Here is a 13047-nt window from a genome sequence, read left to right as displayed (position 1 = left end):
ATGACCACCACGACATCCCACATCCCCGAGCACGTCCCCGAGTCCGAGGAGCCCGCCGACGGCGTCGCGGCCGCCCGCCCGGCCCGGCTGATCCACACCGAGTCCACCACCGAGATCCCCGTCCACCTGCTGTTCCGGGAGGAGCCCGCGGAGCGCCCGGCGGAGGCGCTGCCACGGCCCGCGGCCGTCGCGCACCGCCCCGCGCCCGACCCCGCACCCGACAAGGAGGACCGGGACACGCGGGACATCGGCGTACGGGCGCGCGCTGCCGCGTCCGGCGTCGACCCGGAGATCGCGGAGCGGCCCGCGCGGGTGCTGCCGGGCATCGCCGGGGTGCTCGCGGGGGTGTGCGGCGCGGCGGGCTGCGCGGTCACCGCGTGGTGGGCGGGGGTGCTGCCGCCGCTCGCGGTGGAGGCGCTCGGCCTGTCCGTGCGGGCCGGCGGCCTCGGGCCCGCGCAGTGGGCGGCGTTCGCCGGGGCCGGGGCGCTCGGACTGTTCGGCTTCGGCGGGCTGGCCCGCGGACGGACCGGGCGGGCCTGGGTGCTGGAGCTGTTCGGCCGCTACCGGGGGACCGTGCGGGGCACCGGACTGCTGTGGGTGAACCCGCTGGTGCTGCGCCGCCGGATCGACGTGCGGCTGCGGCACTGGCGCGGTGAGCCGCTGCCGGCCGCCGACCGGGGCGGGGTCGCGCTGCGGGTGGCGGTGCTGGTGGTGTGGCGGGTGCGGGACACCGCGCGGGCGGCGCTGGGCGTCGAGGACCACGAGGGGTATCTGCGGGCGTGCGTGGAGGCGGCGCTGCTGCGGGTGCCGGTGGCCGCGCCGGGCGCCGGGCGGGGCGCGGTGCAGGCGACGCAGGACGCGCTGACCCGGCTGGTGGCGGCGGACGCCGGGCCGGTGGGCGTGGAGGTGTGCGCGGTGCGGCCGCTGCGGGTGGAGTACGCGCCCGAGGTGGCCGCCGCGATGCACCGGCGCCGGATCGCGGCGCTGGACGCCCGGCACCGGGCGAGCGTGGTCGGCTCCGTCGTGGACTCGGTGGAGGACACCGTGACCCGGCTGACCATGCGCGGTCTGCTGGATCTGGACGACGACGAGCGCCAGGTGCTGGTGAAGGACCTGACGGTGGCGTTCTGCGCGGGGCGGGGCGAGACCGGGCCGTGAACGGCCGGGGGCCTGGTGAGACCGGGCCGTGAACGGCGGGGGGCCGGGGTGGGAAGGACGGGAAAAACAAGCCCTGCGATTGGTATGGACATGTTCAACTACCGTCCTTACGCTGAGACTTGGTCTAGACCTGCACCCTGAACGACTCCCCCACACTCCAGGAGCGGCAGCATGCGTAAACGGACCAAGCTGTACGCGGCCGCGGTGGGACTGGCCACGACCGGAGCGCTCATGCTCTCCTCCGGCGGCGCCAGCGGCCACGGCTACACCGACCTGCCGGTCAGCCGGCAGAAGCTCTGCCAGAACGGCGGGGTCTCCAACTGCGGCGCCATCCAGTGGGAGCCGCAGAGCGTCGAGGGCCCGAAGGGCTTCCCCTCGGCCGGCCCCGCCGACGGCAAGCTCTGTTCGGCGGGCAACGCGTCCTTCGCGCCCCTCGACGCCCCGCGCACCCCGTCGGGCGGCGCCTGGCCCACCACCCGGGTGACCGGCGGCCAGGACTACACGTTCCGGTGGCAGTTCACGGCGATGCACGCCACCACCGACTTCAAGTACTACGTCACCAAGCCGGGCTGGAACCAGAACCACAACCTGTCCCGGTCCGACCTCAACCTCACGCCGTTCCTGACCGTCCCCTACAACGGCCAGCGCCCGCCGCAGACCCTGTCGCACAGCGGCCGGCTGCCCACCGGGCTCAGCGGTCACCACGTGATCCTCGCGGTGTGGACGGTCCACGACACGGGCAACGCGTTCTACGCCTGCTCGGACGTGACCTTCTAGCGGCCGGCCGGGTTCCGGGCACGTCAAAGGGCCTCTCGCTCCCACGAGAGGCCCTTCTCGGTGCGCCGCCAGGGACTCGAACCCCGGACCCGCTGATTAAGAGTCAGCTGCTCTAACCAACTGAGCTAGCGGCGCATGACTCCCGCCGTCCGCTTCCGCGGCCGGCGACGAAGAAAATACTACCTGGTCCCCGAGGGTGCTCCGGACCACCGCCCGCGGCTCAGGAGACGGGGCCGTTCTGCTCCCTTTCACGTCCCTTTCACGCCCGTGGAGCGACCGTGCGCCTGTTGCCCGGCCGTGCGGGAGATCGTTTGGCGGGGTGAGAGGCGCATGGCCGAGGGCACGTGCGCGTATGACGAGCACCAAGGGCGAGACCCATGACGACGAGCAGTCCCGACAACAGCTCCACGACCCCTTCCGACCCCGCCGCGCAGCCGCCCGAGGGCAGGCGCAGGTGGAACAGCGCGACCTCCGTGGCCCTCGCCGTGGCGGTCGTCGGCGCCGTGGCGGCCGCCGTTCTCTCCCCGCTCGGCGAGCACGTCGTGAACGCGCTCCTCGACGAGCCCACCTGCCCGGGTGAGGCCTGCGAGGGGAAGAACCCCGGCCGCCAGGGCTGCGACGACGGCGCCACCACCTTCAAGCCGCCCGCCGGCAACCCCGCCGAGCTCTCGATCCGCTACAGCGAGGACTGCCAGGCGGTCTGGGGGAAGATCGAGCACGGCGCCAAGGGGGACCTGGTCACGGTCGAGGCCACCGGAGGCACCGAGCGCGCCGCCGAGATCAAGTACGACGACGACACGTACACCCCCATGGTGCGCGTGGGTGACGGCGAGTTCGAGGTCACCGTCTGCGCGGTCCCCAAGGCCGGCGGCGCGAGCACGTACGAGCGCTACTGCATCCACGGAACCGAGGCGACCGCGTGGCGGTGACGGCCGGGCCGTCGCTCAGATCGCCAGCGACAGCAGCACCGGTGCTGCGTTGCGGTTGAGGGTGTCGGCGGCCCGGCGCAGGCGGTGGGCGTGCTCCAGCGGCAGGGACAGCGCCAGGCATCCCGCCGTGGACCCCGCCGTGAGCGGGACGGCCGCGCAGACCGTGCCCACCGCGTACTCCTGGAGGTCCAGGACCGGCACCGTCGGCGGCTGCGCGGCGAGCTTCGACAGCAGCAGCCGGTCGCTGGTGATGGTGCGCGAGGTGAGACGGGCCGGGCGGTGCCGGGACAGGTGGTCGCGCCGGCCCTCGTGGTCCAGCTGGGTGAGCAGGCTCTTGCCGACCGCCGTGGCGTGCGCGGAGTAGCGGAAGTCCACCCACTCGTTCACCTTCGGGGCGGCCGGGGAGTCGGCGTACTGGGTGACCCGGACCTCGCCGTCGACGTACCGGCTGAGGTAGACGGCGGCGCCCACGGAGTCGCGCAGCCGGTCCAGGGTGTGCTGAAGGGTGTCCCGCAGGGCCTGCTGGTGTCCGTCGGCCGCGCCCAGCCGGGCGAAGGCCGCCCCGGTGACGTATCCGCCGTCGGCGATCTGCTCGACGTAGGCCTCGCGGCGCAGCATCCGCAGGAGGGTGGTCAGCCGCTCCGTGGCGATGCCGGTCTCGCGGGCGAGTTCGGTCTCGTTGATTCCTGTGCTGTGCCGCGCCACCGTCTCCAGGACGCGCAGCGCGTCCTGGACCGAGTGGTACGACGCGGTCGGCTCGTGCCTCAGCGCCACGGTTTCCCCCCTGCGCTCGCTCGTAGACCCGAGGGGCCCGTCCCGGCCGCCGGGCGGACGGGGGCGGTGCCCTGGGGCCTGGGGCCGCAATCCGGTCAACGAATCCCCTCCACGATAGCCGTCAAAGGCCTCGTGGAAGGCGGGGGTTGACAAGATTGCGGCCCTCTGAACTGCGACGGCGACCCGCTGGCACATGCCGGCGGAATGACCCACATCGCGGACCTCGGGCAATGCCCCGAGCACCGCCCGTGACTACAGGACCGCGCTGAGGAATTCCCGCGTCCGGTCGTGCTCCGGCTCGTTGAAGATCTTCTCCGGCGAGCCCGCCTCGATGACCCGGCCCGAGTCGAACATCAGCACCTGGTCCGAGATGTCCCGCGCGAAGTTCATCTCGTGGGTCACGCAGAGCATCGTGATGTCGGTGGAGCGGGCGATGTCCCGCAGCACGTCCAGCACGCCGGCCACCAGCTCCGGGTCCAGGGCCGAGGTCACCTCGTCCAGCAGCAGCACCTGCGGGCGCATCGCCAGCGCCCGGGCGATCGCCACCCGCTGCTGCTGGCCGCCGGAGAGCTGGGCGGGGTGCTTGTCGAGATGGTCGGTCAGCCCGACCATCTCCAGCAGCTCCCGCGCCCGCTCCTCGGCCGCGTCCTTGGACATGCCGAGCACGGTGACCGGGGCCTCGGTGATGTTCCGCAGCACGGTCATGTTCGGGAACAGGTTGAACTGCTGGAAGACCATGCCGATCTTCTTGCGGACCTCGCGGACCTGCTTCTCCGGCGCCGGGAACAGCTGCTGCCCGTCGACGGTGATGACGCCCTCGTCGGGCTTCAGCAGGGTCATCAGCAGCCGCAGGATCGTGGTCTTGCCGGACCCGGACGGGCCGATCAGCGTCACGTGCTTGCCGGCGTCGACCGAGAAGTCCAGGTTGTCCAGGACCGTGTGGTCCCCGAACCGCTTGGTGACCCGCTCCAGCCGGATCAGCTCACCCGTCGCGCGCGGGGTCTCGGGCTTCTCGTCGAACGGGGCGTGGGTGTCAGTGGACAAGGCGTCGCTCCAGGGCTCGCAGGGCAAGGGAGGCCAGGTAGGAGATGACGATGAAGGCCACGCCGATCACCGTCAGGGGCTCGGTGAACTGGAAGTTCTGCTGGGCGAACAGCCGTGCCTGGCCGAGCATCTCCAGCACGGTGATGGCCATCAGCAGCGGGGTGTCCTTCAGCATCGAGATGACGTAGTTGCCGAGCGCGGGCACCACCCGGCGCACGGCCTGCGGCAGGATCACCACGGTCCACGTCCGGCGCAGCGGCAGGTTCAGCGCCGTCGCCGCCTCCCACTGGCCCACCGGCACGGCCTCGATACCGGCGCGGTAGACCTGCATCGTGTACGTCGAGTAGTGCAGCCCGATGGCGAAGACGCCGGTGGTCAGCGCCGAGAAGGTGATCCCCCACTCGGGCAGCACGTAGAAGAGGAAGAACAGCTGCACCAGCAGCGGGGTGTTGCGGACGAACTCGGTGACCGCGCCGACCGGCCAGGTCACCCAGCGGGTCGGCGTCCGCATCAGCAGCGCCCACACCAGGCCCAGCGCGAAGGAGATCAGCGAGCCGAACACCAGGATCTGCAGGGTGACCAGCAGACCGTCCCAGAAGTACGGCATGAAGTCGGCGACCGCGCCCCAGTCCCAGGTCATGAGACACCACTTCCCTCGGGCACGCGCGCGGCGGCGTCGGCCTTCTTCTTCGGCGTCTTGCCGACGCCCGCCTTCAGCTTCCTCTCGAGCCCGCGCATCGAGCGGGTGAGCAGGAAGGCGATGACGAAGTAGATGATCAGGATGTACGTGTAGATCTCCGCGCTCTCCTGGAGCGCCAGGCGCACCAGGTTGGCGCTGAACGCCAGGTCGCCCATGCCCATGACCGACACCAGGGCGGTGCCCTTGAGCAGCTCGATCAGCAGGTTGGAGAACGGCGGGATCATCTCCGGCACCGCCTGCGGCAGCAGGATGAGCTTCATCCGCTGCCAGGGCGTGAAGCTGAGGGCGATGCCGCCCTCACGCTGCGCCGGGTCCACCGCGGCGAGCGCGCCGCGCACGATCTCCGAGCCGTACGCCCCGTAGGTCAGGCCGAGCGCCAGGGTGCCCGCCCACAGCGGCACGAGCTGCCAGCCGAAGGCCGGCGGCAGCACGAAGAACACCCAGAAGATCATCACCAGCGCGGAGGTGCCGCGGAACACCTCGGTGTAGAAGCCCGCGAGGAAGCGGACGATCCACAGCCGGTGGGTGCGGGCGACGCCGACCACGAACGACACCGCGGTGGCGAGCAGGGCGCTGAGCACGAGCAGCTGGATCGTGACCCAGACGCCGTCGAGTACGCGTTCCCAGAGTCCGGAGGTCATCCGCCGCAGAGCTCCTTCGCGGTCAGATCCGTCATCTCGTCCTCGGTGAACCCGAAGGGCTTGAGGATGCGCAGCAGCTCGCCGCTCTTCTTGAGCTTCGCCAGCTCCACGTTGAAGGCGTCCCGCAGCTTCGTCTCGGTCGGCCGGAACGCGAACGCGCCGCCGTCGACGTGCGGCTTGCCTCCGACGAGGGGCTTGAACGGCTCGGTGGCCTCGGCCTTGGACGACTTCTTGACCACCTCGCGGGTGGTGAGGGCGGTCCCGGCGAAGACGTCGACACGTCCGGCCTCGACGGCGTTCAGGCCGGCCACCTGATCGGGGACGATCAGGATGTCGCTCTCCTTGTAGCCGGCCTCCACGGCGTACGCGATCTCCGCGTAGCCGGTGCCGGTGGCGAACTTCGCCTTCTTCCCGACGACGTCCGCGTAGTCGCGCAGCCCCAGCGGGTTGCCCTTGCGGACGATGAACGAGTCGAGCATCTGGTAGTCGGGGTCGGAGAAGATGACCTGCTCACAGCGCTCGGGGTTGACGTACATCCCGGCGGCCACGACGTCGAACTGCTGGGAGTTCAGCCCGGGTATGAGCGAGCCGAACTCGGTGGGCACGGGCTGCACCCGGTCCACCCCCAGCCGCTTGAAGATGACCTTGGCCAGCTCGGGCGCCTCGCCGGTCAGCTCACCGTCCTTGTCGATGTAGCCGAACGGGATCTCGCCGGCGATGCCCAGCCGGACCACGCCCGCCGCCCTCAGCCGCTCGAGCAGGTCGCCGCCGTCCGTCGTGGAGGCGGTCGGCACGCGGGAACACCCCGCCGCGCCCAGCGCGCCGAGCGCCGCGACCCCCGCGAGCAGCGACCGACGCGAGGGCCCGGAGGTCCCTGTGATTCGTCTCAGTGGGTGAAGTGGTGGAGCCATGGCGGCGCGGCTACCCGAAGCGATGCGAGTTATTCCGGCCAATTTCGGCCCCGTCCGGCGGTGGGGCGGTCTTGACCGGCACGGGACCATGGAGTGCATGGCCGACCGATTCCTCGAGATCTCCCTGGTCAAGCGTGAGGTGACCGGCATCGCGCGGCTGCTCGACGAGCGTGCCCCGATCACCTGCGAAGCCGTCTGGAAATCTCTCCCGCTGTCCGGCGACGTCTACCACGCCAAGTACGCGCGCAACGAGGTCTACGCCCTCTTCCCGCCCTTCGCGGACCGGGAGCCACCCCTGGAGAACCCCACAGTCACCCCCATTCCGGGCGACCTGTGCTATTTCACCTTTTCCGGCGCCGAGTTGGGCACCACGTCCTACGGCTACGACCGCGAGGTCCGCCCCGGCGGCACCGTGGTGGACCTCGCCCTCTTCTACGAACGCAACAACCTGCTGCTCAACGGCGACGTCGGCTGGGTGCCCGGCATCGTCTGGGGGCAGGTGGTGGAGGGCCTGGACGCCCTGGCCGACGCCTGCAACGACCTGTGGCGCACCGGCGCCGCCGGCGAGACGCTCAGCTTCCGGAGAGCGTGAACCCCGCCTCGTACAGCGCGTGCGCCGCCCGCAGCACCAGGTCGTCCCGGTGCCGCGCGCCCACCAGCTGCAACCCCACGGGCAGCCCGTCCACCAGGCCCACCGGCACGCTCGCGGCGGGCTGCTGCGTCATGTTGAACGGGTAGGTGAACGGCGTCCACCCCGTCCAGCGCCGGAGCCCCGACCCCCGCGGCACCTCCGCGCCCGCCTCGAACGCCGTGATGGGGAGCGTCGGGGTGACCAGCAGGTCGTACGTCTCATGGAAGCGGCCCATCCGGCGGCCCAGATCCATCCGTACGTCCGTCGCGGCCAGGTAGGTCTGCGCCGACAGCCGTCCGCCCTCCCGGCAGATCTCCCGCAGCCCCGGATCGAGCCGCTCCCGCTGCTCCCGGCCCAGGTGCCCCGTCACCCGCGCCGCGCCCGCGAACCACAAGGCGTGGAAGGCCTCCACCGGGTCGGCCAGGTCCGGGTCGGTCTCCTCCACGTACGCGCCGAGCCCCGCCAGCCGCTCCACCGCCTCCCGCACCACGCCCGCGACGCCCGGGTCCACCCGCACCTGTCCGCCCAGCGACGGCGAGAACGCCACCCGCAGCCCGCGCACCCCGCCGCCCAGCGCCTTGGCGAACGACCCCGGCGCCGGGGGCAGCGCCGACCAGTCGCGCGAGTCCGGCGCGGCGATCGCGTCCATCAGCAGCGCCGCGTCCGCCGCGTCCCGGGTCATCGGACCGACGTGCGCCAGCGTCCCGAACGCGCTCGCCGGATACAGCGGCACCCTCCCGTACGTCGGCTTCAGCGCGAAGATCCCGCAGAACGCCGCCGGGATACGGACACTGCCCCCGCCGTCCGTGCCCAGCGCCAGCGGCCCCGCGCCCAGCGCCACGGCCGCCGCCGCGCCCCCGCTGGACCCGCCCGCCGTACGGGACGGATCGCGCGGGTTGCGGGTGATGCCGCTGAGCGGGGAGTCCGTCACGCCCTTCCAGCCGAACTCGGGCGTCGTCGTCTTGCCCAGGAACACCGCACCCCGCTCCCGCAGCCGCGCCACCGACGGCGCGTCCTCGTCCCAGCGGCCGGCCGGGTCGATCGTCCGTGAACCCTTCAGGGTGGGGGCGCCGCGCAGCAGCAGGATGTCCTTCACCGTGACCGGCACCCCGTCCAGCGGCCCCAGCGGCTCGCCCCGCCGCCACCGCTCCTCGGACGCGGCCGCCCGCCGAAGGGCGTCGTCGGCGAGCAGCCGCACGAACGCGTTCACCTCGGGCTGGATCTCCTCGGCCCGGCGCAGGGCGGCGCGGGTCACCTCCACGGGGCCGAACTCGCCCTTGCGGTAGCCGTCGAGGAGCCGGGCCGCGGTCAGTTCGGTGAGCTCGGACATCCACACTCCCTGGGTACGACGTCAGTGACCCGGTACATACCCGCGCCGCTTGTCCACCACGTTCACCAGCGGCCGCCCCGCCGCCCACAGCTCGAACAACTCCACGAACTGGGCGGCCAGTTCGTCCCGCCAGCCGACGGTGTCCCCGCTCATGTGCGGGGAGACGACCACGCCCTCCAGCTCCCACAGCGGGGAGCCGGCGGCCAGCGGCTCGGCCGCGAACACGTCCAGCGCGGCCCCCGCGATCCACCTCTCGCGCACCGCCCGCACCAGCGCCTCCTCCACCACCAGCTCGCCCCGGCCGACGTTCACGAAGTGCGCGGACGGCTGCATCACCCCGAACCGGCGGGCGTCGAACATCCCCCGCGTCTCCTCGGTCAGCGGCGCCGCGGCCACCACCCAGTCCGCGCGCGCCAGCAGCCGGTCCAGCTCCTCCCGGCCGTGCACCCCGTCCCGCGCGGCGCGGCCCACCAGCGCGGTGCGGACGCCGAGCGCCTCCAGCGCGCCGGCCACCGCCCGGCCGATCGGCCCGGACCCCACCACGCACGCCCGCGTCCCCGCCACCCGGCGCGTCTCCCGGTGGAGCCAGGTCCGCTCCCGCTGGAGCCGCAGCGTGCGCGGCAGGTCCTTGGCGAAGGCGAGGACGAGACCGGCGACGTACTCGGCGATCGGCCCGTCGAAGACACCGCGCGCGTTGGTGACCACCGTGTCGGACGCGGCGAGTTCCGGGCAGAGCAGATGGTCCACCCCGGCGCTCGCCGTGTGCACCCAGCGCGGCCGGGGACCCTCGCCCGGCCACGCCTCGCGCACCGCGTGCGAGGTGAAGTCCCACACCAGCAGCACGTCCGCGTGCGGCAGCCGCTCGGCGAGGGTCGACGCGTCGGCGTGCTCGACCCGGACCCGGCCGGTGAGCCGGCCGAGGCGGGGCGGCGGTTCGGCGTCGAGGACGAGCAGCGTGGGGGTGGTCATGGCCTCGTCTCCTCGCGGCGCGGTGCGGTACGGCGGCCGGGGCACGGGCCGGTGACGGCGAGTCGGCCGGGTGCCGGCCGGCGGGCGCCCCGCGCGGATTGACCGCGCCCCCGCCCGAACCTACCGTCGTCGGCACGGGTCTTTCCGCGTTCCCTCGTGTGCTCGTCTCCCAGCGTGAGGCCGGTGCCTGGCATGGACGTCTCCCTTCTCGGCGGCCCGAGCCCGCAGCGCGGGGTCGGGGTGGTGGCCCCTTTCGACTTCGCGCTGGACCGGGAGCTGTGGCGCTGGATCCCGGACGGCGTCTCCCTGCACGTCACGCGTACCCCGTACGTGCCGGTCGAGGTCGGTCTCGATCTGGCGCGGCTGGTCAGCGAGCACGAGACGCTGGGCGACGCCGTGCGCGCGCTGAGCGCCGTCGCCCCCGAGGCCGTCGCCTACGCCTGTACCTCCGGCAGCTTCGTCGGCGGGATCATGGGCGAGCGGGCCATGTGCGAGGCGATGAGCCGGGCCGGCGCGGTCCCCGCGATCACCACCTCGGGCGCGCTCCTGGAGGCCCTGGTGGAGCTGGACGTACGCCGGGTCGCCCTGGTCACCCCGTACACGGTGTCCGTCACCCGGGCGCTGGAGGCGTACGTGGCGCGGGCCGGCGTCACCGTCACCGGCTGCGCGTACATGGGGCTGACCCGGCACATCTGGAAGGTCACCTACCGCGAGGTGGTGGACATGGCCCGGCGGGCGGTGAGAGGCCGGCCCGGCGCGGCCGACGCGCTGTTCCTCTCCTGCACCAACCTGCCGACGTACGACGTGATCCCCCAACTGGAGGCGGAACTGCGCATCCCGGTCATCTCGGCCAACCAGGTGACCATGTGGGCTGTGCTGCGCCGATTGGGTACCCGGGCGGTGGGACCGTATCAGGCGCTGATCGACGCGTCCGCACGCTCCGGGACCGTCACGCCGGGCCAAGCGCCGGCCGTGCCGCCCGGCCGGGCGGCGCCCGGACCGGTGCCAGCGGACGCGCCAGGAGAGAAGCAGCAGGAAGGCTGGACATGACCGCACTGGGATTCCTCTACCCCGGCCACTCCGCGGAGGACGACTATCCGCGCATCGAGCAGTTGCTGAGCAGCGACATCCGCCTGGACCTGGTGCACACCGACATCGGCGAGGACGCGCACCGGGTGGACGCGCTGCGCGAGATGGGCTCGCCCGAGCGGCTGGCGGCCGGCCTGGAGCAGCTGCGGCTGTCCGGCGCCGAGGCCGTGGTGTGGGCCTGCACCAGCGGCAGCTTCGTGCACGGCTGGGAGGGTGCCCACGAGCAGGTGCGCGGTCTCGCCCGGGCCGCGGGCATGCCCGCCTCCTCCACCTCCTTCGGCTTCGTGCACGCCCTGCGGGAGATCGAGGTCCGGCGGGTCGCCGTCGGCGCCACCTACCCCGACGACGTCGCCGAGCTGTTCGCCGGGTTCCTGCGCGCCGGGGGAGCGGAGGTCACCGGGGTGCGCGGCGCCGGGATCGTCACGGCCGCCGAGGTGGGCACCTGGGGCGAACCCGAGGTGTTCGCGCTGGCCCGCGCCGCCGACACCCCCGACGCGGAGGCGCTGCTCCTGCCGGACACCGCCCTGCACACCGTCGCCCACGTCCCCGCCCTGGAGAAGGAGCTGGGCAAGCCGGTCCTCACCGCCAACCAGGTCACCGCCTGGGAGGCCCTGCGCCTGACCGACCGCCGCGTGAACGCGCCCCAACTCGGCGCGCTCTTCACCCGGGAGCCGGTCGTCCAGGTGTGACACCCGCGTACGTACGTCCGCCCGCGCGCCCGGAGCGCGTTCCGGTCGCTGTCTTTGTGCGCCCCGCGAGCTGGGTAGTCACCGTTCGGCGCGCCCGCACCGGCCGGCTTCCGGCGGGCCGGACGCCCTCTTGCGGGGGCGCGGGACAATGGACGGTGGCCCTCCGGCACCCGGGGGCCACCGCGACGTACGAAGGAGAAGTCATGGCGGAGCACACGCCGCGCCCGGACCAGCCGCGGCTACGCCCCGCGCCCCTGCTGTTCGAGCCCGCGCAGGCGGCCTCGGATCCCGAGCACTTCTTCGACCTGGAGTCGATCGAGGATCCGCGCGCGCTGCTGGAGCGGGCCACGGAGCTGACGCTCGCGTTCCGGGCCGCCGCGGACCGGGCGACGGAGTTCCAGGCGATGGCGGCGGCCCAGCTCGCCGATCCCCGGCGCTTCGACCGGCTGTCGACGGCGGACATCGCCGAGCGCGCCGAGTGGACCGAGGACTACGCGAAGCGGATGGTCGAGTTCGGCCGCGACCTGCTGCGCGGCGGCGAGGGCGCGGAGCACGCCGATCCCGTGTGACCCGAGGCCCCCTGCGGAGCCCTGGCCCCCCTCGAACGCGTGTGGCATATGCCGGGTGACAGGGTACGCGCTCGGCGGGCCCTTCGTCAGGAAATGCGGCAACTCTGCGGAACCGTTCTCTCACGGCGCGTAGAAATATCTGTATGAGCAGCACACCGAATGTCTCCGACGTCAGCGGTGTCACCCCGGACGGAGCCGCCTGGCTCGCCTCGGCCGGCGCGGGCCCGCACGGCGCCCGCCTCCTGCGCGGCGAGCGGCCGGACACCCCCGTGGTCCTGCTCTGCGGCGTGGTCTTCGACGTGGTGAGCGTGCCCGCGATCTTCGGACGCCGGATGCTGGACCGCCTGTGGGCGGAGGGGCCGGGTTCGGGTCCCGTGGCCGAGTACCGCGGCCGCACGCTGCTGTTCGGCGCCGTGGGCACGGCCCAGCGGCTGCCCGCCCTGCTGAGGTGGGAGGAGTGGGGCGCGCACGGCAGCCGCACGGACGGCGTCCCGCCGCTGCTGTGCCACGGCGCCGGCGACGCGGTGACCGTCCCCGCCCCGGCCGGACCCGGACGTCCCGACCCGGCGTCCCCCGCCCGCTGGCTGGTCGCCCCCGACAGCCGCAGCCCCTGGCTGCCGGGCCCGGAGGTGCTGCTCTGGGCGGCGGTGCGGGCGGCCCGGGCGGCCGTGCGGATATCGATTTTTCCTCCCGCCGATCGTGATGCTAATGTCTACGACGTCAGCAGGCGCCGCTAGCTCAGTTGGTTAGAGCAGCTGACTCTTAATCAGCGGGTCCGGGGTTCGAGTCCCTGGCGGCGCACGACACGAAGAAGGCCCCCCCTCAGGCGGGGGCCT

General features: G+C 72.9%; 15 protein-coding genes and 2 tRNA genes. 9 read left to right on the top strand and 8 right to left on the bottom strand.

Going from position 1 to position 13047, the window contains the following annotated elements; translation table 11 throughout:
• Together ACFOSY_RS08310 and ACFOSY_RS08305 are read left to right on the top strand one after the other, a co-directional pair.
• On the top strand, positions 1-1158 hold the full coding sequence (locus tag ACFOSY_RS08310) for an SPFH domain-containing protein (RefSeq protein WP_394306089.1): 1158 nt from the start codon (positions 1-3) through the stop codon (positions 1156-1158).
• A 171-nt stretch (positions 1159-1329) separates the two neighbouring features.
• Positions 1330-1935: a lytic polysaccharide monooxygenase auxiliary activity family 9 protein gene (locus tag ACFOSY_RS08305; protein ID WP_394306088.1), complete on the top strand. Its 606-nt coding sequence runs from the start codon at positions 1330-1332 to the stop codon at positions 1933-1935.
• Between the two features lie 61 nt (positions 1936-1996).
• On the opposite strand, the gene ACFOSY_RS08300 is transcribed toward ACFOSY_RS08305, so the two are convergent.
• Positions 1997-2070 (bottom strand) — tRNA-Lys (locus ACFOSY_RS08300).
• Between the two features lie 242 nt (positions 2071-2312).
• On the opposite strand from ACFOSY_RS08300, the gene ACFOSY_RS08295 reads away from it, so the two are divergent.
• A complete protein-coding gene (locus tag ACFOSY_RS08295) occupies positions 2313-2864 on the top strand; it encodes a DUF2690 domain-containing protein (protein ID WP_394306087.1) in 552 nt (183 codons plus the stop codon).
• Positions 2865-2879: 15 nt separating this feature from the next.
• On the opposite strand, the gene ACFOSY_RS08290 is transcribed toward ACFOSY_RS08295, so the two are convergent.
• The 5 genes from ACFOSY_RS08290 to ehuB all read right to left on the bottom strand — a co-directional run bounded on the left by ACFOSY_RS08290 (position 2880) and on the right by ehuB (position 6934).
• Positions 2880-3638, bottom strand: a complete 759-nt coding sequence (locus tag ACFOSY_RS08290; protein WP_394306086.1) for an IclR family transcriptional regulator — start codon at positions 3636-3638, stop codon at positions 2880-2882.
• Positions 3639-3890: 252 nt separating this feature from the next.
• Positions 3891-4682: an ectoine/hydroxyectoine ABC transporter ATP-binding protein EhuA gene (gene ehuA / locus ACFOSY_RS08285; RefSeq protein ID WP_102640529.1), complete on the bottom strand. Its 792-nt coding sequence runs from the start codon at positions 4680-4682 to the stop codon at positions 3891-3893.
• The gene (gene ehuD / locus ACFOSY_RS08280) at positions 4672-5322 is read right to left on the bottom strand and encodes an ectoine/hydroxyectoine ABC transporter permease subunit EhuD (protein WP_031017356.1); all 651 of its coding nucleotides are present in this window, start codon (positions 5320-5322) and stop codon (positions 4672-4674) included. Before ehuD ends, ehuA begins: the two co-directional genes overlap by 11 nt.
• Complete coding sequence (gene ehuC / locus ACFOSY_RS08275) at positions 5319-6023, bottom strand: ectoine/hydroxyectoine ABC transporter permease subunit EhuC (protein WP_394306085.1); 705 nt, start codon at positions 6021-6023, stop codon at positions 5319-5321. Before ehuC ends, ehuD begins: the two co-directional genes overlap by 4 nt.
• On the bottom strand, positions 6020-6934 hold the full coding sequence (gene ehuB / locus ACFOSY_RS08270) for an ectoine/hydroxyectoine ABC transporter substrate-binding protein EhuB (RefSeq protein ID WP_031017361.1): 915 nt from the start codon (positions 6932-6934) through the stop codon (positions 6020-6022). The genes ehuC and ehuB overlap by 4 nt, the downstream gene beginning before the upstream one ends.
• Positions 6935-7031: 97 nt before the next feature.
• Between ehuB and ACFOSY_RS08265 the strand changes: the two genes are divergently transcribed.
• Complete coding sequence (locus tag ACFOSY_RS08265; protein ID WP_394306084.1) at positions 7032-7526, top strand: DUF3830 family protein; 495 nt, start codon at positions 7032-7034, stop codon at positions 7524-7526.
• On the opposite strand, the gene ACFOSY_RS08260 is transcribed toward ACFOSY_RS08265, so the two are convergent.
• Together ACFOSY_RS08260 and ACFOSY_RS08255 are read right to left on the bottom strand one after the other, a co-directional pair.
• Entirely contained in the window at positions 7507-8895 is a 1389-nt protein-coding gene (locus ACFOSY_RS08260) for an amidase (protein WP_394306083.1), read from the bottom strand. The two genes, ACFOSY_RS08265 and ACFOSY_RS08260, sit on opposite strands and share 20 nt — an antisense overlap.
• Positions 8896-8916: 21 nt before the next feature.
• The gene (locus tag ACFOSY_RS08255) at positions 8917-9864 is read right to left on the bottom strand and encodes a D-2-hydroxyacid dehydrogenase (protein ID WP_394306082.1); all 948 of its coding nucleotides are present in this window, start codon (positions 9862-9864) and stop codon (positions 8917-8919) included.
• Positions 9865-10056: 192 nt separating this feature from the next.
• Between ACFOSY_RS08255 and ACFOSY_RS08250 the strand changes: the two genes are divergently transcribed.
• From ACFOSY_RS08250 to ACFOSY_RS08230, 5 genes are all read left to right on the top strand, one after another.
• A complete protein-coding gene (locus ACFOSY_RS08250) occupies positions 10057-10914 on the top strand; it encodes a maleate cis-trans isomerase family protein (RefSeq protein WP_394306081.1) in 858 nt (285 codons plus the stop codon).
• Positions 10911-11642 carry a maleate cis-trans isomerase family protein gene (locus ACFOSY_RS08245; RefSeq protein WP_394306080.1) on the top strand — a complete coding sequence of 244 codons (732 nt, stop codon included), beginning with the start codon at positions 10911-10913 and terminating at the stop codon, positions 11640-11642. The genes ACFOSY_RS08250 and ACFOSY_RS08245 overlap by 4 nt, the downstream gene beginning before the upstream one ends.
• A 203-nt stretch (positions 11643-11845) precedes the next feature.
• A complete protein-coding gene (locus tag ACFOSY_RS08240; protein ID WP_006131596.1) occupies positions 11846-12211 on the top strand; it encodes a hypothetical protein in 366 nt (121 codons plus the stop codon).
• A 143-nt stretch (positions 12212-12354) separates the two neighbouring features.
• The gene (locus ACFOSY_RS08235; protein WP_394306079.1) at positions 12355-12948 is read left to right on the top strand and encodes a hypothetical protein; all 594 of its coding nucleotides are present in this window, start codon (positions 12355-12357) and stop codon (positions 12946-12948) included.
• Positions 12939-13012, top strand: a tRNA-Lys gene (locus ACFOSY_RS08230). Before ACFOSY_RS08235 ends, ACFOSY_RS08230 begins: the two co-directional genes overlap by 10 nt.
• The last annotated feature ends 35 nt before the right edge of the window (positions 13013-13047 follow it).

The organism is Streptomyces lusitanus (assembly GCF_042647945.1).
Lineage (GTDB): Bacteria > Actinomycetota > Actinomycetes > Streptomycetales > Streptomycetaceae > Streptomyces > Streptomyces pseudogriseolus.
The sequence above is the reverse complement of the archived record's forward strand: the minus strand, read 5'-3'. Positions and strand labels throughout refer to the sequence as shown.